The following is a 16650-nucleotide window of genomic DNA, read 5'->3' on the forward strand; positions in this document are numbered from 1 at the left end:
GGACCCGTCCAACCATGAGCCACGCGCAAACTGCTGCCGCCGAACTACGCGCCGCCTGGATCGCCCAGGCCAGAGCTCATCCAGCGGTGACCCTGGGGTTTGCCGCCGCCGTCCTGGCTATGCTCGGCCTGCTGCTCAGCGGTGTGCTCGGTGCCTTGCAAGGCGATGCGGGCAACAACCTGCGCTACGCGCTGCTGGGCGGCGCCGCCGGCTTTGCCGCAACCGCGCTGGGCGCCGTTCTGGCGCTTGGCCTGCGCGGGATCAGCACGCGCCTGCAGGACGGCATGCTCGGTTTTGCCGCCGGCATGATGCTCGCCGCGGCTTCCTTCTCGCTGATCCTGCCGGCGCTGGAGGCGGGCGGCGAGATACTCGGCAGCGCGCCGGCCGCGGCCTTCACCGTGGTCATCGGGCTGGGGCTGGGCGTGCTGCTGATGCTCGGCCTGGACTACTTCACCCCCCATGAACACGAAAGCACCGGCCCCTGCGGACCGGAGTGCGCGCGATTGAACCGGGTCTGGCTGTTCGTGCTGGCGATTGCCCTGCACAACATTCCCGAGGGCATGGCGATAGGCGTCAGTTTCGCCACCGGCGATCTGAGTGTCGGCATTCCGCTGACAACGGCGATATCCATCCAGGACATTCCCGAAGGTCTGGCGGTGGCGCTGGCCCTGCGTGCCGCCGGGTTGCCAGGGTTTTCCGCTGTGCTGGTCGCAGTGCTGTCCGGGCTGATGGAGCCCCTGGGCGCGGTGGTCGGGCTGGGCATGTCCAGCGGCTTCGCCATCGCCTATCCGGTAAGCCTGGGCCTGGCTGCCGGGGCGATGATCTTCGTGGTGTCCCACGAAGTGATCCCGGAAACCCATCGCAACGGCCATCAGACCACGGCGACCCTGGGGCTGATGATCGGCTTCGGCCTGATGATGTTCCTCGATACCGCCCTGGGCTGAAGTCGGCTCAGCAGGGCGTCACCTGCAGCGCACTACCGAGCGCATCAAGGACCCGATTGATCAGCCAGCTGATTACCCGCGCCCGATTGAGCAGCAGGTCGCAGAGCAGCAGGTAGACCACCCCGAGATAGCCGGCGTAGGCGTAGCCCAGGTAGTCGTTGAACAGAATGCTGAAGAACCAGTTCTGCTGGAACAGATAGAAGTAGCTGCTGATCAGTACCGCCACCAGCAGCAGAACCGCGGGCAGCATCTGCTGCACGCGGCTCTGGCAGCGCAGGGTGACCAGCAGCATCAGCAGAAAAGCCAGGGCGTTGCTGGCGCTGAAGATGCGCAGTTCGTGGAGCAACCCGTCGACCAGTTGCAGATACTCGTTGCGCGCCAGGCTGCTGAGGCGCTCCTGCAGGCGTGCAAAGCCGGCCTGCCAGTCGATGCCGGCCACGACCACCGGCTGGCGACAGGCGCAGGCGGGGTTCTGCATCTGTCCGACCAGCTCATCTACTTGCGCCGGCAACTGCGCGATCAGTTTTTCCTTCGCACTGTCGATCTGCACCTGATAGCGGCCGGCCAGCAGGCTGGCGGCCTTCTCCAGCGTGGGTGACGGGTACTGCCCGAGCTGGGCGCTGACGCGCTGCTCGACCTCGCCCTGCAGATAGTCGCGCGCCTGGCGCTCGATCTGCAGGGGGGAGAGGAAAGTCAGCAGCAGGATGCCGCCGAACAGCAGCAGGCCGGCGCTGGCGAAGGTACGCAAGATCACGCCCATGGTTCGTCCCTGATCTGTTTCAGTCTTCCTCAGCCGCGCGCGTCTGCATCACCAGCTCGACCCGCCGATTGCTGGCGCGACCCTGCTCGCTGGCATTCTCGGCCAGCGGACGGGTATCGGCGTAGCCGGTGGCGCTCATGCGCGCAGGGTCCAGCCCGGCCATTGTCAGGTAGCGCACCACGCTGCTGGCGCGGCTGGCGGACAGCTCCCAGTTGGAAGGGAAACGCTCGGTGTTGATCGGTCGGTCGTCGGTGTGTCCTTCGACCAGGATGCGGTGCCGGTTGCCGGCCAACGCTGGGATCAGGCGGTCGATGACCTCGAGCCCGGCGTCGGCCAGCTCGGCCTGACCCGAGGCGAACAGCAGCTCGCTGCTGATGCGAAAGCTCACGCTGCCTTCGTTGAACACCACCTCGATGTCATCGCCCAGGTCCATCCCCAGATTCTCGACGACAGCGCCTTCAGGCTCGGCTGGCGGCGCCGGCGTCTGTTCGATGGCGGGCGAGGGCGCTGCGCTGTTCGGCTCGCCGACCACCTGGGAGCCGAGCGGCTCGCTCGGTGGCGCCGCACCCTTGCCGGCGAAGGCCAGCAGTACCACCAGCATCACCAATAGCAGGGTGATCATGTCCAGGTAGGTGATCAGCCAGCTCTCCTGTTCCTCCTCGCGCGGCGGCTCGCTGTGCCAGAGCGCGAAGCGGCTGCCGCGACGCAACGGTTGCCAGTCCATCTCAGCGGCCCTTGCCCGGAGCGGCAGTGGCCTTGGCTGGCGATGGCAGGTTGCCGTCGCGGATCTCGTCCTGGTAATGCGCGGTGAATGACTTCAGTGTCTCGCGCATCAGCGACGGGCTGCGCCTGTTGCACATCATCGAGATGCCCTGCATGACCAGATTCATCATCGATACGCGCTGTTCGGTGCGTCGCTCGAGCTTCACCGCCACCGGCTTGAGGATCAGGTTGGCCAGCAGGATGCCGTAGAAGGTAGTCATCAGGGCAATGGCCAGGCTACGGCCGATCTGTGCCATGTCGCCATCGCCGAGCAGGAACATCATGTTGATCAGCCCGACCAGGGTGCCGATCATGCCGAAGGCCGGAGCAAAGCTGGCCATGGTGCGGAACAGCTGCGCCTCGGCGGTCTCGCGGGCGCGCAGGCGGGCAATGCGCCACTGCATCAGGTCGAGGATGTCTTCTTCCGGGGTGTTGTCGATCACCAGTTGCACCCCGGTGCGCAGGAAGGGGTTGCGAACCTTCTCCAGCGCGCGCTCCACCGCCGGCAACTCGCCCTCGATCCACAGGCGCGATATCTGTACCAGCTCGTCGAGGTCCTGGCGGATGTACAGGCGCTCGTTGCGCAGCACCGTGTGCAGCAGGCCGAAGACCCGCGCCACCTCGCGCAGCGGATAGCTGATGAAGGTCGCCGCCAGGGTGCCGACCAGTACGATGCCCAGGCTCGGCAGGTCGATGAACAGCGCCGGGTCTTCGGCAGCGAACAGCATGACCACGCTCAGCAGCGCAATGCTGGCGAGCATGCCAATCAGGGTAGACGGATTCATCGTGGCTCCGGCGGCTGAGGTACCGGGCGATGGTAGCACCGGCCACGCCGGGTGCCGCAGCACGAATGTCGCAGTCAGCGGGGACGGCCGGGCTGCCGGCGAATGTGCTCGGCACGCGCGCGCAGCTGGCCGCAGCCACCGTCGATGTCCTGACCGGCGGAATTGCGCACCTTGGTCAGCACGCCGCGGCTGTGCAGGTAGCGCACCATCTGCACGATGCGCTCGCCCTCGGGGCGCTGATAGTCGTCGGCGTCCAGGCTGTTGTAGGGGATCAGGTTCATCACCGCGTACTTGCCCTTGAGCAGGCGCAGGATGCCGTCCATTTCCTCGACGCTGTCGTTGATGTCCTTGAGCAGGGTCCACTGGTACTGGATCGGGTGGCCGACCTTGCGCGCGTAGTCCTCGCCCAGCGCCACCAGCTCCTCGGGGTCCATGCGTGGCGCCCGCGGCAGCAGCTGCTGGCGCAGCGCGGCGTCGGTGGTGTGCAGGGAGAGGGCGAGGGCGGGCTTGACCCGCTCCTGCGGCAGGCGCTCGAACACGCGCGGATCGCCGACGGTGGAAAACACCAGGTTCTTGTGGCCGATGCCGCCGGCGTTGCCGAGCAGGTCGATGGTTTCGAGCACGTTGTCGAGGTTGTGCGCCGGCTCGCCCATGCCCATGAACACGACCTTCTTCACCGGCCGGTAGCGTCGCGCCAGGACCACCTGGGCGAGGATCTCCGCGCTCGACAGCTGGCGCAGCAGGCCGCTCTTGCCGGTCATGCAGAACACGCAGCCGACCGCGCAGCCAACCTGGGTCGAGACGCACAGACCATCGCGCGGCAGCAGCACGCTTTCCACCATCTGGCCGTCATTCAGTCCCACCAGCAGTCGCGCCGAGCCATCCGCGGCAGGATGTTCCGAGCGCAGGCTGGCGAGTGCATCGAGTTCGGCAGAGAAGCCCGGCAGCGCTTCGCGCACGCTCAGCGGCAGGAAGTTCTCGCTGTGCTGGCGGCGGGTGCCGGCGGCCAGCGGCTTGCCTTCCAGCCAGGCACGCAGGATGCGCGCGCTATGGCGAGGCAGGGCGCCGTATTCGGCAAGACGAAGGTGGAAATCGGCGATACGCATGGGGCGCGCATGCTATCACCGGCGGGGGGCTGCGGCGTAGCGCCGAGCGGCGTGTCGCGATGGCTGGGCGCGTGCTATGGTCGCGCCCCTTTTCGACCGCATGACGGTAGCCAGCATGAAATTCATCCATCAGCGCGAGCAGCTCAACGAAGGTGACCTGGTCATCATCGAAAGCTCGCAACCGTGCAACATCCGTCTGATGAGCGACGCCAACTTCCGCGCCTTCCGCAACGGCGGCCGCCATACCTACCATGGCGGCGCCTTCGAGCGCTTCCCGGCGAAGATCGAGGTGCCGGCCAGCGGCTTCTGGAACATCACCCTCGACACCGTGACTCGCCGCGCGATCAGCGTCACGCGCAAGCCGAAGCTGAACTACAGCATCCGTATCCTGCGGCGTAGTTGAGGTTTTGTGGATCGCGGACTGCCGACGAGCAGGCAGCCGCTTTCGGCAATGGCGCTGGCGATTACCGGGAAAGCAGGGCCTCGAGCGCGCGAAGGCGTTGCTGCTCACGTCGGATCACCGCAGCCAGTTGTTCGTGTCGGTCCTGCATCGCCGCGGCGTTGAGCTGAGGGCTGATCGGTAGCTTGAGGAACGCGCATTGTTCAGCGTTCGTCGTCTGCGGGTCATCCAGACAGGCTTGATACATCTGGGCGCGAACCGCCTTCATGTCATCTGCGTCAACAGGCTTGCTGAGGTTCTGCTGCTCCTTTTCGAGACGTCGAATCTCTGCCTGTGTGCGCTGTAGCTCCTGCTGCAGCTGCTCGGCAGTGGCACCCTCTGGAAGGCGCCGCTCGGGATCAAGTCCGGAGGCTTCGAAGGAGCCGACCGAGCCTTCCGAGATGATTTCCGACTTTTCCTCGGCAGGGCAGGGTCGATCCGAATAGGTCAGATGCCCATCGGGATGCACACACTTGATGATCCGTGCTTCGGCCAAGGGCAGAGCGAAGACCAGAAGGAGGGCAGGTAGGCTACGTGGCGAGCAGATGATGTTCATGCCCGCACGTTAGCCGAAGGCGAGCGCAGTAGTTGCGCACGGAATCACATTGCCGTGCTGGGTTTCACCCCGCCTGCTCGACCGCCCCCTGGCGCTGGTCATTGCCCTGGCGCAGTTTCTTGGCGCGCGCTTCCAGCAGCAGGTAGACCAGGGTGGCGACCAGCAGCGGAATCAGGAAGTAGATCACCCGGTAGCCGATCAGCGCCGCCAGCACCGAGCCCTTCGATACTTCGTGCGCGAGCAGGGCGATGAATACCGCCTCGAGCACTCCAAGGCCGGCGGGAATGTGCGTTATCACCCCAGCAACACTGGCCAGTAGCAGCACGCCCAGCACCGTCGGGTAATTGATGCCATCCGGCATCAGAACGAACACGACTGCTGCCATCAGCGCCCAGTTGCTCGCGCCGAGCAGCACCTGGAGCAGCGCCAGGCGCAGTGACGGCAGCATGATCTCGTGACCGCGCAGGCTCCAGCTACGGCGTTTGGAAAACGCACAGAGCAGGAAGTAGCCGAGCGTGGCCAGGATAAGGCCGACGCCGATCAGGCGCAGCGCACTGGAGCCGATTTCCCAGGAGGAGGGCAGCTTGAGCAGACCACTGACGAAGATCACGCCGGCCAGGCATAGGTAGCCCATCCAGTTGGTCAGCACACTGACGCTCAGCACCTTGGTGATAGTGGCCTTGCTCAGGCCCAGGCGCGAGTAGAGGCGGTAGCGGAAGGCCACGCCGCCGACCCAGGCGCTGAGGTTCAGGTTGAAGGCGTAACAGACGAACGTCACGGGCAGGATCTGCCGGGTGGGCAGATGGTGGCCGGTGTAAAGCCTGCCAAGCAGGTCGAAGGTGCTGTAGAGCAGGTAGCTGATGGTCGTCACCCCGAGGGCGATGGACAGCGTCGTCGCGTCATAGGCGCGCAGGCTGCTGACCACCTCGTCCCAATCCAGGCGGCGAGCCAGCATGACCATCAGGACCGCGACCAGCACGAAGAAGGCGATGGTCAGCAGACGGCGGAAGAACGGCCAGCCGAACCGCCGTGGCGGCGTCGGTTGCTCAGTGAGTTCGCTGGAGTTCATCGCCGGCCTCCTCATGCACGCGCGCAATGGGCTCAAATGCCACCACGTCCTTCTCCGGGTCGGCGCGCAGCAGCGCCAGGCGTGGCTTGTGCGCAGGGAACCAGCCGACCATCGCCGGAAAATGGCGCAGGAAGTGGAAGATCACGAAGATCAACGGCACGCGCCACAGGTAGCCCTTGAGAATCCGTTCCAGTTCGACCTGTCGACAATGGTTCTGGATCAGCACGTCAAGCGCCTGGTGCAAGACCTGGTTGAAGGCACGGTCGCGGATTACCAGATTGGCCTCAAGGTTCAGCGACAGACTCAGCGGATCGAGATTGCTGGAGCCCACCGTCGACCATTCCTGGTCGATCAGAGCGACCTTGCCGTGCAGGGGGCGGGCGCAGTACTCGTGGATATGCACCCCGTCGCGCAGCAGGTAGTTGTAAAGCATCCGCGCGCCAAACTTGGCGATCGGCATGTCCGGCTGGCCCTGCAGGATCAGCGTCACCTGCACGCCGCGGCGGGCGGCGTTGCGGATCTCGCGCAGCACCCGATAGCCGGGAAAGAAATAGGCGTTGGCAATCACCACCCGCGAATGGGCCGAGCGGATCGCCTCCAGATACTGCTCCTCGATGTCATTGCGGTGCTCATGGTTGTCACGGCTGACGAACAGCATGCGCGCGTCGCCCCGCCGCGGTCCCTGTTCTGGATACACCGGCTGCGGGTAGCGGCGCTGCCACCAGCGTCGACGCTGCAGCGGCTGGGCGAGGTGGGCGATCACGAAACGATGGATATCGGCCACGATCGGGCCTTCCACTTCAATGGCGTAATCCTGCTTGGCCTGGGGACCGAAGTCGGCCAAATGATCGGCAGAGAAGTTGATGCCGCCGACGAACGCGATCTCCCCGTCGATCACGATCAGCTTGCGATGCAACCGGCGGAACACGTTGAGACGTTGCCCCATCAGCCGCTGGCCGGGATCGAATATCTGGATGTGTACACCGGCCTCGGTAAGGCCGGCGACGAACTCCGCCGACAGGTCGGCGGAGCCGAAACCATCGATGTTCAGGGTCACCGCGACGCCCCGGCGCGCGGCGTCGATCAGCGACGCCCGCAGCTGCTGCCCGACCTTGTCCTCGGCGAGGATGAAGGTCTCCAGCAGCACTTCGCGCTGCGCCGCAGCGATGGTCTCGTTCACCCGCGGGTAGAAGGCTTCGCCGTTTTCCAGAAGATGTACGCGATTGCCGTCGCGCCAGTCGAATCTCATAGCAACAACTCCACGGCCAGAGGTAGGTGGTCCGAAAGGTGTGACCACGGCCGCGTGGAAAGGGTCTGTGCGTCCTGCATTTGAGCGTTGCGCACGTAGATCCGGTCGAGCGCAAGCAATGGCCAGCGCGCCGGGAAAGTTCGCGCCAGACGTCCCTGGGTGTGGGCAAAGGCTTCGCGCAGGCCGGCGCGCTGTTCGAGCACGGCGCAGGCGCGTTGGCGCCAGTCGTTGAAATCCCCGGCGACTATCACCGGCGCATCGGCGGGCACCTGTTCGAGCAGCTCGCAGAGCAGACCAAGCTGCTGCTGCCTGTGGTTCTCGCTCAGCCCCAGGTGGACGCAGATGGCGTGCACCTCGTGCTGTCCGGGTACCTGCAACACCGAGTGCAGCAGGCCGCGGCGCTCGGGGCCGGCGATCGAGACGTCGAGGTTCTCGTAGCGCAGGATCGGGAACTTCGACAACAGCGCATTGCCGTGATGGCCGTGCGGATACACGGCGTTGCGGCCGTAGGCGAACTCCGGCCACATGCTGTCGGCGAGGAATTCGTACTGTGGCGCTTCGGGCCAGTTGTCGACCCGCGCCGCGTGGCGCTCGTGGGTGCCCAGTACTTCCTGGAGGAACAGCAGGTCGGCGCCGACGGTGCGTACCGCATCGCGCAGCTCCGGCAAGATGAAACGCCGGTTGAAGAAGGTGAAGCCCTTATGGGTATTCACCGTCAGTACACGGATGCTGTTGACCGCCGGCGCGCTTTCCGCGCGCTGCAGCGGCACGACCTTGGATGGGTTTTCACTTCTCATGCGGCATCTTCCTTGCGTTGGCCGGGGTGTTCGCTCAGCCCGTCGGCAAGCCCCAGCAAATCGATCAGGCGGCGTGCGTCGTAGGGCGCGCGTACCTTCACGTCGTTGTCGAAATAGCAGTAGAGGTCGCGGCTGCGCCGTGTCGGGGCCGGCTCTGCGCTGGCGAGGCGTGCGTCGCGGGGTTGTTCGCCGCGCGTCCAGGCACGGATGCGCTGGCTCCAGTGGCGCAAGGCAGCCTCGCCGTAGCCGCTGGTGTAGAGCTGCCTGTCGCCGTGCAGGCGGAGGTAGAGGAAGTCCGCGCTGAGATCCTCAAGGTACGGCCACTTGCCCGCCGTGTCCGCGACGACCAGGGCCACGTCGTGCTCGCGCAACAGCGCGACGAACCGCCCGTCGACGAAGCTGTCGTGGCGGATCTCCACCGCGTGGCGCATTTTTCGGCTCCGGTCGATCTCCAGCAGGGTGCGACCAGCCATGCGTTCCTCGTGTTGCCGGGCGATGCCCAGTGCTTGCTCGGTGTCATGGGGCAGCTGAGCGAGAAAGTCCTCCATCAACGCGGCATCGAAGCGAAAGCTGGGAGGAAACTGCCAGAGCAGCGCCCCCAGCTTTTCGCCCAGGCCGAGCACGCCTGAGGCAAGGAAGTTGGCCAGCGGCCCCTCCACGTCGCGCAGGCGACGCACGTGGGTGATGTAGCGCGGCGCCTTGACCGAGAACTCGAAGCCGTCCGGTGTCTGCTCGTGCCATTGCTGGTAGCTGGACGGGCGCTGCAGCGCATAGAAGGAGCCGTTTATCTCGATGCTGCTCAGCGCCCGCGACGCGAAGGCCAACTCGTCCTTCTGCCGCAGGCCTTGCGGATAGAAGTCACCGCGCCACGGCGCGTAGCGCCAGCCGGAAATACCGATACGAATGCTCGCCATGGGCGGCCGGGCGGCACCGCAGCGCCGCCGCTGTCCTCAGTGCGCCTTGGCCACCCCGCGCAGCAGGGTATTGCTGCTGCGGGGTTCGTCGAGCGCGGCGATGTTGCCCAGCGAGACCACGCCCACCAGGCGCTTCTCGCGGTCCAGCACCGGCAGGCGACGCACCTGGATGTCCGCCATGTTGCGCGCCACGTGGCCGACCTCCTCGTCGGCGAAGCAGTAGCGCACGCCGCGGGTCATCACGTCGGCCACTGCGGTCTGGCCATCGCGGCCGGCGGCGACGGCACGAATGGCGATGTCGCGGTCGGTGAGCATGCCCACCAGGCGGTCGTTCTCATGCACCAGCAATGCGCCACTGTCGATGCGCGCCATCAGGCTGGCGGCATCCCGGATACTGTGCTGAGGGGTGACGCTCTGCACGTCGCGGGTCATCACGTCGCTGATTCTCATGCCTGTACCTCCCCGGGGACTGCATCGCCCGGTTGCTGAATTTCCGACAATCCGTCGTCCGGGCAGCTGCAGCCGGTGCGACGGGGCCTATGTAAGGTCCGACTGAGCCGCACGCGGGGCGTTCCTGAGCATCGACCGGCGGCGTGCATGGCCGTGCGTCCGATCCCTTCGACACCTCGCGGCGTTCGCGGGTCCCACGGCAGACAGGCCGACGCCCTCGCTTGGCCGCCGAACAGGAGCTGACGCACATGTCCGAGATCACCACCTACCGGCTGATCGGCCTGGCCGGCCTGATCGTGCTACTCGACCTCTGGGCGATCGTCAGCGTGTTCCGCAGCGACGCCACGGTGGGCGTGAAATCCTTCTGGGCGATCCTGATCTCCCTCCTGCCACTGCTCGGGCTTGTCGCCTGGGGTCTGGCCGGGCCGCGGGGCATGAAGCCTGCGCCCAGTTCCGCCGAGCACAGCAGAGGCTGAGCGGCCGGCACGCCGGGAAACTTTCGCCCGGCGCGGCCGGTCATCCCTGCAACGGCACGATGCGTTGCGTGCCTTCAGCAGACGTCATGAGGAGTGCACGCATGCCACGCACGATCTGGAAGGGTGCGGTCAGCTTCGGCCTGGTCCACATTCCCGTATCCCTGGTGCCGGCGACGCGTCAGCAGGGCATCGACTTCGACTGGCTGGACAAGCGCAGCATGGAGCCGGTCGGCTACAAGCGGATCAACAAGGTCACCGGCAAGGAGATCGACCGCGACAACATCGTCAAGGGCGTCGAGTTCGAGAAGGGACGCTACGTAGTGATCAGCGAGGAGGAAATCCGCGCGGCGCATCCCAAGGCGACCCAGACGGTGGACATCGTCGCCTTCCTCGACGCCGGCCAGGTGCCGTCGCTGTACATCGACACGCCCTATTACCTGACGCCCGAGCGGCGGGGCGAGAAGGTCTATGCCCTGTTGCGCGAAACCCTGGTCAAGACCGGCAAGGTCGCCCTGGCCCAGGTGGTGATGCGCACCAAGCAGCATCTGGCGCTGGTGATGCCGGTCGAGGATGCCCTGGTGCTCAATACCCTGCGCTGGGGCAACGAGGTGCGCGGCGTCGAGACCCTGGATCTGCCCGAGGAAGCGCGCTCGGCGGACCTGGCCAAGCGTGAGCTGGACATGGCCAGGCGCCTGGTCGAGGACATGAGCGAAGAGTGGGACCCGGAGCAGCACAGCGACAGCTTCCAGGAAAAGATCATGGCGCTGGTCGAGGAGAAGGCGCGCGCCGGGCGCATCGAAACGGTCGCCGAGGTTGACGAAGGCGAGCCGCGCAGTGCCGAGGTGATCGACCTGACCGACCTGCTCAAGCGCAGCCTCGGCGGTTCGGGCAAGAAGCCGGCGGCCAAGCCGCGCGCTGCAGCCGCCAAGTCCACCGCCAAGGGCAGTCGCAAGAGCGCGCCGAAGAAACCCTCGAGCGGCTCCGCCGGCTCGCGCAAGCAGGCCGGTTGATCCAGGCACATCTGAGGACGGCAGGGCATGACCAAGGCACTGGACGAGTACAAGCGCAAACGCGACTTTAGCGCCACCCCCGAGCCCGACGAGCCGGTCTCCCGGCGCCGCGGCAAGGCCAGGGCACATGCGCTGCAGTACTGCATCCAGAAGCACGATGCCAGTCACCTGCACTACGACTTCCGCCTCGAGCTGGACGGCACCCTGAAGAGCTGGGCGGTACCCAAGGGGCCGAGCCTGAACCCGAAGGACCGCCGCCTGGCGGTGGAGGTCGAGGATCACCCGCTGAGCTACGCAAGCTTCGAGGGCAGCATTCCCCAGGGGCATTACGGCGCGGGTGAGGTCATCGTCTGGGATCGCGGTGTCTGGATACCCCAGGACGATCCGCGCGAGGGTTTGAAGAAGGGCCGCCTGAAGTTCCAGCTGGATGGCGAGAAGCTCTCCGGAATCTGGAACCTGGTGCGCACCAACCTGCAGGGCAAGAAGGCCCAGTGGTTCCTGATCAAGTCGCGCGACGAGGCGGCGCGCGATGACTACGACATCGTCGCCGAGCAGCCGGATAGCGTGCTTAGCGAACGCGGCCTGATTCCCCGGCGCCGTGGCAAGCCGGAAGAAAAGCCAGCGCTGACCAAGGCCACGCGCCGTCGGCCACGCAAGGAGGCGAAGGTCGACCTAGCCGGCGCACGCGCCGCCAGGCTGCCGGCCACCCTCAAGCCACAGCTGGCGACCCTGGTGGAATCGGCGCCCGAGGGCGACTGGCGCTACGAGATCAAGTTCGACGGCTACCGGATTCTGGCGCGCATCGAGGATGGCGAGGTGCGCCTGTTCACCCGCAACGGCCACGACTGGAGTGCGAAGATGCCGCATCAGGTCGAGGCACTGGCAGCGCTTGGGCTGCAGTCGGCCTGGCTGGATGGCGAGATGGTGGTCACCAGCGAGGAGGGCGTACCCGACTTCCAGGCCCTGCAGAATGCCTTTGAAGCGGGTCGCAGCGAGAACATCCTCTACTACCTGTTCGACGCGCCCTTTCTCAACGGCATGGATCTGCGCGAGGTAGCGCTCGAGCAGCGTCGCGCGGCATTGGCAGCCGTGCTGCAACACAACGACAGTCCTTTGCTGCGCTTCTCCGAAGACTTCAGCGAAGACCCGCAGAGCATTCTCAGCAGTGCCTGCCAGATGCAGCTCGAAGGCATGATCGGCAAGCGCCTGGGCAGTGCCTATGTCGGTCGGCGTTCGAGCAGCTGGATCAAGCTCAAGTGCCAGAATCGCCAGGAGTTCGTCATCGTCGGCTATACCGCGCCCAAGGGTGCGCGCAGCGCTTTCGGCGCGCTGCTGCTGGCCCTGCATGACCCGGACAGCGGCGCGTTGCGCTACGCCGGCAAGGTTGGCAGCGGCTTCAGCGAATCGAGCCTGCGCGCCATCCATACCCGGCTCAAGGCAGTGCATGCGAGCAAGCCCGAACTGCTCAATGCGCCGAGCGGCGGTGACGTACGCGGCGTGCACTGGCTCAAGCCGGTGCTGGTCTGTGAAGTGGCCTATGCCGAGATGACCCGTGAGGGTGTCATCCGCCACTCGGTTTTCCATGGCCTGCGCAGTGACAAGCCAGCCCGGGCCGTTACCGGCGAACGCGCCCTGGCGCGCGCGCCTGCGCAAGCGAAGAAGGCCGCCACGCGAGGCGCGGCCACAGCCGCTGTCGACACGGCAGGAGCGGGTGATGCCGCGCAGATCCGCATCAGCCACCCCGAGCGGGTCATCGACGCCTCCACGGGTGTCAGCAAGTTGGAGGTCGCCCAGTACTACGCCCGTGTTGCGCCCTGGCTGCTGGCCGATCTTGCTCATCGGCCGCTGGCACTGGTGCGTGCGCCGGACGGCATCGCCGGCGAGCAGTTTTTCCAGAAGCATGTCGGCGCACGAGCGATGCCGCATGTGGGGCAGTTGCAGCACCCGGACGAGAAGAAGCCGCTGCTGCTGGTGGAAACGCCCGCGGCGCTGGTAGGCGCTGCGCAGATGGGCATGCTCGAACTGCATGCCTGGAACGCCACGGCGCCGCGCCTGGACCGGCCGGATCGCTTCGTTCTCGATCTTGACCCGGACCCGGCGTTGCCGTGGAAGCGCATGCTCGAGGCGACCCATCTGACGCTGACGCTGCTCGACGAGCTGGGTCTTGCGTCCTTCCTCAAGACCAGCGGCGGCAAGGGTATGCACATCCTGGTGCCGATCGAGCGGCGGCTCGACTGGGACCTTGTCAAAGCCTTCAGCCAGGCCATCGCCCAGCACATGGCCCAGCTGATGCCGGCGCAATTTTCCGCGGTCAGCGGACCGAAGAACCGGGTCGGCAAGATCTTCATCGACTACCTGCGCAACGGGCGCGGCGCCACCTCGGTGGCCGCCTATTCGCTGCGTGCGCGCGAAGGTCTGCCGGTCTCGGTGCCGATCCACCGGGAGGAACTGGATGACCTCAAGGGCGCCAACCAGTGGAACATCCGCAACCTGTTCCAGCGCCTCGACGAGCTGGTCGACGACGATCCCTGGGCCGCGCTGCCGAGCACCCGGCAGAACATCACCGCGCAGATGCGCAGGCGCCTGGGCATGAAGGCATAGTGGGACGGGTCAGTCGAACAGATTGCCCTGGTCGCGCTCGGCGCGGCGACGGTCCAGGCGTTCGCGAAACAGCCGGCGGTAATGCTCGGCCAGCTGCGGCAGCTCGATCAGCCGCCGCAGTTCGGGCTCATCAACGCCCTGCGCGCTGTAGCAGCGCCAGACCTGCGCCACGCTTACGCCGTTCGCGGCAGGTTGGCTGATCAGCAGCGGCGCATCGGGTTCTACCCAGCCTTCTTCCAGCACCCGGCATAGCCAGCCGGTGCGGCCGCTTTGCGCCAGCGCGCGGGACAGCCCTGGCGTGCGATGACGGCGGTCGAGGGTGACGCAGGGCGAGCGCGGCTGGCTGACTTCAAGCAGCGCCTGGCCCCAACGCAGGCGGTCGCCAATACTCAGCTGACTCTCGTCGAGGCCGTCACTGCAGAGGTTTTCGCCAAATGCGCCGGGGCCGAAGTTGGCCTGCGCAAAGAGTCGCTGCCAGTGCCGATAGTGCTGCAGCGGATAGATGCACAGGGCGCGGTCGGCGCCGCCATGCCAGCGGCGGTCGAGTACCTGATCGGTGGCAAAGCCCGAGGCGCCGAGCCAGGTGGGTCGGGAGACCGGCTGCTTGTCGATGCCGCTGAGACGCCCGCCGTCCGGCAGCGGCCTGGCCTGCTCCCTGATCAGCGGGCCGATCACCGGCCAGCTCTGGCATTTCTCAGTCATCGGTATTCACCTGTCGCTGCAGCTCGCGGCGCACCATGGCGACGTATTCCGGCGGGCTCAGGCGGTACAGCTCGGCAGCCACCCAGGTCAGCCAGCGCGGGCCGAGTGTGCTGCGTTGCGCGAGCAGGCGTGCGGCCTCCGCATGGGCACGGCTGGCGTGCTGCTGGTGGAAATCGGCGCGACCCATGGTGGCTCCTCGGCAAGATGGGCGCACTGGATAGCAGATCGACGCGGTGCTGGCCAGGCGAGGCTTGGTAAAGCTGCCGGCGCAGGCTAGGCTCGCCGCTTGCCGAATTCACGAGTCAGCCCCCATGCCGCTTTCCACCGCCTTCAAACATCGTCTGTCCCGCCAGCGTCCACATGGTCGCGGCGAGCCCGGCCAGTCGGCCGCCGATGGCGACCTGATCGCCCTGCAGCAGCAGCTGGAAAGCGATCGTGGCCGGATCATCCACAGCGCCGCGGTACGCCGCCTGCAGCAGAAGACCCAGGTCTTCCCGCTGGAGCGCAACGCCGCGGTGCGCAGCCGCCTGACCCATTCGCTGGAGGTGCAGCAGACCGGCCGCTTCATCGTCCGCAGCCTGTTCAAGGCACTCGGCGAGCGTGCCGTCGACTACGGTCTGGAGGGGCTTGAGGACGCGCTGGAAACCCTGGTGGAGATGGCCTGCCTGACCCACGACATCGGCAACCCGCCGTTTGGTCACTTCGGCGAATTCGTGATCGGCGACTGGTTCGCGCGCCATCTCGATCCGCTGCTGGATGGCATCGCGCCGGTCGCCGACGAAACCCTGCGCGCGCGCATGCGCCTGGATCTGAAGGCCTTCGAGGGCAACGCCCAGGCGATCCGCCTGGTGGTGCGCCTGCTGCGTCTGAACCTGACCTACAGCCAGACCGCGGCGATGCTCAAGTACGTGCGCCCGGCCTACCTGCCACGGCCGCCGGCCGGCAGCCCCGGCGCCTACCTGGCGAAGAAGCCGGGCTTCTACCTGTCCGAGGAGGCCTTCATCGGCGAGCTGCGCCAGGCCTTGCAGATGGCCGAGGGTACCCGTCATCCGGTGGTCTACATCATGGAGGCGGCCGACGACATCGCCTATTGCCTGGCCGACATCGAGGACTCGGTGGAGAAGGGCATCCTGCAGATCGAACAGCTGACGCAGCTGCTGATCGACACGTTCGCAAGCCATGCCGACCCGGATGCACCGATTGGCGAGAGCCGGCGCAGCTTCCGCAGCATGGTCGAGTACGCCGCCCAGCGTGCCGCCGACGAGCCGATCAACAAGGTCGGCGAATTCTTCATCTGGCTACGGGTGAACCTGATCCATCCGCTGGTACAGCACGCGGTGGCGCAGTTCATCGCGCATATCGAGCAGATCGCCGCCGGCACCCTGGACCGCGCGCTGCTCGAAGACGACAGCCTGGCCAATGCCATCGTGCGCACCTTCAAGGACGTGGCCAGCGAGCAGGTGTTCTGCAACCGCGAGGTGGAGACCCTGCATCTGCAGGGCCATCGCATCCTCCAGGGCCTGCTGGATTTCTATGCGCCGTTGCTGGGCGTTTCGCCACAGATATTTCTCGATCTGAGCGAAGGCCGCTGCCGCAGCCAGCCGCACCTGCAGATGCTCGCCCGGCGCCTGCCCAGCCAGTTGATCAAGGCCTACCGCGAGGCGCTGCCGGCCGTGAACAGCGCCGACTGGCCACTGTGGGAGTTCTACCATCGCTGCCGGATGCTGCAGGACTTCGTCAGCGGCATGACCGACCACTCGGCCCAGGCCGAATACCAGACCCTGGCTGCCCAGAGCTGAGCAACGCCGGGCCTGTGGTTGCGCGCTGCTGAGCGTTCCCAGCCAGTGCGTCAGACCTGCGTCTACAAGCGTTCTGCATCCGCGGGGCGCGGGAGCGTCCCTGGAGTCAGATTCCCGCGCGCAGCATGGGAACCCTCGGCGATAGCAGACCCTTGATCCTTCCCACGCTGCGCGTCCGTAGCGGAGCTTTGGGGAGCCTCTACGGATGAGCCGGCAAGCGGAGCGCTACCG

At 66.2% G+C, this 16650-nt stretch carries 18 protein-coding genes; 6 read left to right on the top strand and 12 right to left on the bottom strand.

Features of this window, described 5'->3' with window-relative positions:
• The first annotated feature begins 14 nt into the window (after nt 1-14).
• Nucleotides 15-944 (top strand): ZIP family metal transporter, encoded by a 930-nt coding sequence (locus DBO85_RS15285; protein ID WP_108108117.1) that lies wholly within the window; start codon nt 15-17, stop codon nt 942-944.
• Between the two features lie 7 nt (nt 945-951).
• Here the strand turns inward: DBO85_RS15285 and DBO85_RS15290 are convergent, their stop codons facing one another.
• From DBO85_RS15290 to DBO85_RS15305, 4 genes are all read right to left on the bottom strand, one after another.
• Nucleotides 952-1704 carry a hypothetical protein gene (locus DBO85_RS15290; RefSeq protein WP_108108118.1) on the bottom strand — a complete coding sequence of 251 codons (753 nt, stop codon included), beginning with the start codon at nt 1702-1704 and terminating at the stop codon, nt 952-954.
• 19 nt (nt 1705-1723) lie between these two features.
• Nucleotides 1724-2428 carry an OmpA/MotB family protein gene (locus tag DBO85_RS15295; protein WP_108108119.1) on the bottom strand — a complete coding sequence of 235 codons (705 nt, stop codon included), beginning with the start codon at nt 2426-2428 and terminating at the stop codon, nt 1724-1726.
• A gap of 1 nt (nt 2429) precedes the next feature.
• Nucleotides 2430-3251, bottom strand: a complete 822-nt coding sequence (locus DBO85_RS15300; RefSeq protein WP_108108120.1) for a motility protein A — start codon at nt 3249-3251, stop codon at nt 2430-2432.
• 74 nt (nt 3252-3325) lie between these two features.
• Entirely contained in the window at nt 3326-4357 is a 1032-nt protein-coding gene (locus DBO85_RS15305) for an RNA methyltransferase (RefSeq protein ID WP_108108121.1), read from the bottom strand.
• Nucleotides 4358-4433: 76 nt separating this feature from the next.
• Here DBO85_RS15305 and DBO85_RS15310 point away from each other — a divergent pair, with 76 nt between their 5' ends.
• Entirely contained in the window at nt 4434-4760 is a 327-nt protein-coding gene (locus DBO85_RS15310) for a DUF1883 domain-containing protein (protein WP_233356617.1), read from the top strand.
• A 61-nt stretch (nt 4761-4821) separates the two neighbouring features.
• On the opposite strand, the gene DBO85_RS15315 is transcribed toward DBO85_RS15310, so the two are convergent.
• The 6 genes from DBO85_RS15315 to DBO85_RS15340 form a co-directional block, all read right to left on the bottom strand.
• Nucleotides 4822-5352 (bottom strand): DUF4124 domain-containing protein, encoded by a 531-nt coding sequence (locus DBO85_RS15315; protein WP_108108122.1) that lies wholly within the window; start codon nt 5350-5352, stop codon nt 4822-4824.
• 64 nt (nt 5353-5416) lie between these two features.
• Entirely contained in the window at nt 5417-6421 is a 1005-nt protein-coding gene (locus tag DBO85_RS15320; RefSeq protein WP_108108123.1) for a lysylphosphatidylglycerol synthase domain-containing protein, read from the bottom strand.
• Nucleotides 6399-7670: a cardiolipin synthase ClsB gene (gene clsB, locus DBO85_RS15325; protein WP_108108124.1), complete on the bottom strand. Its 1272-nt coding sequence runs from the start codon at nt 7668-7670 to the stop codon at nt 6399-6401. The genes DBO85_RS15320 and clsB overlap by 23 nt, the downstream gene beginning before the upstream one ends.
• Entirely contained in the window at nt 7667-8467 is an 801-nt protein-coding gene (locus DBO85_RS15330; protein ID WP_108108125.1) for an endonuclease/exonuclease/phosphatase family protein, read from the bottom strand. Before DBO85_RS15330 ends, clsB begins: the two co-directional genes overlap by 4 nt.
• Complete coding sequence (locus tag DBO85_RS15335) at nt 8464-9381, bottom strand: DUF72 domain-containing protein (protein ID WP_108108126.1); 918 nt, start codon at nt 9379-9381, stop codon at nt 8464-8466. Before DBO85_RS15335 ends, DBO85_RS15330 begins: the two co-directional genes overlap by 4 nt.
• 36 nt (nt 9382-9417) lie before the next feature.
• Nucleotides 9418-9831, bottom strand: a complete 414-nt coding sequence (locus DBO85_RS15340; RefSeq protein WP_108108127.1) for a CBS domain-containing protein — start codon at nt 9829-9831, stop codon at nt 9418-9420.
• Nucleotides 9832-10079: 248 nt separating this feature from the next.
• Here DBO85_RS15340 and DBO85_RS15345 point away from each other — a divergent pair, with 248 nt between their 5' ends.
• The 3 genes from DBO85_RS15345 (at nt 10080) to ligD (ending at nt 13918) form a co-directional block, all read left to right on the top strand.
• Nucleotides 10080-10307, top strand: a complete 228-nt coding sequence (locus tag DBO85_RS15345) for a PLDc N-terminal domain-containing protein (RefSeq protein WP_108108128.1) — start codon at nt 10080-10082, stop codon at nt 10305-10307.
• Between the two features lie 101 nt (nt 10308-10408).
• Nucleotides 10409-11317 carry a non-homologous end joining protein Ku gene (gene ku / locus DBO85_RS15350; RefSeq protein ID WP_108108129.1) on the top strand — a complete coding sequence of 303 codons (909 nt, stop codon included), beginning with the start codon at nt 10409-10411 and terminating at the stop codon, nt 11315-11317.
• A 27-nt stretch (nt 11318-11344) separates the two neighbouring features.
• A complete protein-coding gene (ligD, locus tag DBO85_RS15355) occupies nt 11345-13918 on the top strand; it encodes a DNA ligase D (protein WP_108108130.1) in 2574 nt (857 codons plus the stop codon).
• A gap of 9 nt (nt 13919-13927) precedes the next feature.
• On the opposite strand, the gene DBO85_RS15360 is transcribed toward ligD, so the two are convergent.
• On the bottom strand, nt 13928-14620 hold the full coding sequence (locus DBO85_RS15360) for an MOSC domain-containing protein (RefSeq protein ID WP_108108131.1): 693 nt from the start codon (nt 14618-14620) through the stop codon (nt 13928-13930).
• Nucleotides 14613-14807 (bottom strand): hypothetical protein, encoded by a 195-nt coding sequence (locus DBO85_RS15365; RefSeq protein ID WP_108108132.1) that lies wholly within the window; start codon nt 14805-14807, stop codon nt 14613-14615. The genes DBO85_RS15360 and DBO85_RS15365 overlap by 8 nt, the downstream gene beginning before the upstream one ends.
• Before the next feature lie 124 nt (nt 14808-14931).
• Between DBO85_RS15365 and dgt the strand changes: the two genes are divergently transcribed.
• Nucleotides 14932-16419 carry a dGTPase gene (gene dgt, locus DBO85_RS15370; protein ID WP_108108133.1) on the top strand — a complete coding sequence of 496 codons (1488 nt, stop codon included), beginning with the start codon at nt 14932-14934 and terminating at the stop codon, nt 16417-16419.
• Nucleotides 16420-16650 lie beyond the last annotated feature (231 nt).

The organism is Pseudomonas mangrovi (genome assembly GCF_003052585.1).
In the GTDB taxonomy this organism is placed as follows: Bacteria; Pseudomonadota; Gammaproteobacteria; order Pseudomonadales; family Pseudomonadaceae; genus Aquipseudomonas; species Aquipseudomonas mangrovi.

Bases quoted from the DNA above. Each gene is read 5' to 3' on its own strand.
- clsB (WP_108108124.1), bottom strand. From the start codon at position 7,670: ATGAGATTCGACTGGCGCGACGGCAATCGCGTACATCTTCTGGAAAAC.
- DBO85_RS15285 (WP_108108117.1), top strand. From the start codon at position 15: ATGAGCCACGCGCAAACTGCTGCCGCCGAACTACGCGCCGCCTGGATC.
- DBO85_RS15360 (WP_108108131.1), bottom strand. From the start codon at position 14,620: ATGACTGAGAAATGCCAGAGCTGGCCGGTGATCGGCCCGCTGATCAGG.
- DBO85_RS15305 (WP_108108121.1), bottom strand. From the start codon at position 4,357: ATGCGTATCGCCGATTTCCACCTTCGTCTTGCCGAATACGGCGCCCTG.
- ku (WP_108108129.1), top strand. From the start codon at position 10,409: ATGCCACGCACGATCTGGAAGGGTGCGGTCAGCTTCGGCCTGGTCCAC.
- DBO85_RS15310 (WP_233356617.1), top strand. From the start codon at position 4,434: ATGGTCGCGCCCCTTTTCGACCGCATGACGGTAGCCAGCATGAAATTC.
- DBO85_RS15345 (WP_108108128.1), top strand. From the start codon at position 10,080: ATGTCCGAGATCACCACCTACCGGCTGATCGGCCTGGCCGGCCTGATC.
- DBO85_RS15365 (WP_108108132.1), bottom strand. From the start codon at position 14,807: ATGGGTCGCGCCGATTTCCACCAGCAGCACGCCAGCCGTGCCCATGCG.
- DBO85_RS15290 (WP_108108118.1), bottom strand. From the start codon at position 1,704: ATGGGCGTGATCTTGCGTACCTTCGCCAGCGCCGGCCTGCTGCTGTTC.
- DBO85_RS15320 (WP_108108123.1), bottom strand. From the start codon at position 6,421: ATGAACTCCAGCGAACTCACTGAGCAACCGACGCCGCCACGGCGGTTC.
- DBO85_RS15340 (WP_108108127.1), bottom strand. From the start codon at position 9,831: ATGAGAATCAGCGACGTGATGACCCGCGACGTGCAGAGCGTCACCCCT.
- DBO85_RS15295 (WP_108108119.1), bottom strand. From the start codon at position 2,428: ATGGACTGGCAACCGTTGCGTCGCGGCAGCCGCTTCGCGCTCTGGCAC.
- DBO85_RS15335 (WP_108108126.1), bottom strand. From the start codon at position 9,381: ATGGCGAGCATTCGTATCGGTATTTCCGGCTGGCGCTACGCGCCGTGG.
- DBO85_RS15300 (WP_108108120.1), bottom strand. From the start codon at position 3,251: ATGAATCCGTCTACCCTGATTGGCATGCTCGCCAGCATTGCGCTGCTG.
- DBO85_RS15315 (WP_108108122.1), bottom strand. From the start codon at position 5,352: ATGAACATCATCTGCTCGCCACGTAGCCTACCTGCCCTCCTTCTGGTC.
- DBO85_RS15330 (WP_108108125.1), bottom strand. From the start codon at position 8,467: ATGAGAAGTGAAAACCCATCCAAGGTCGTGCCGCTGCAGCGCGCGGAA.
- dgt (WP_108108133.1), top strand. From the start codon at position 14,932: ATGCCGCTTTCCACCGCCTTCAAACATCGTCTGTCCCGCCAGCGTCCA.
- ligD (WP_108108130.1), top strand. From the start codon at position 11,345: ATGACCAAGGCACTGGACGAGTACAAGCGCAAACGCGACTTTAGCGCC.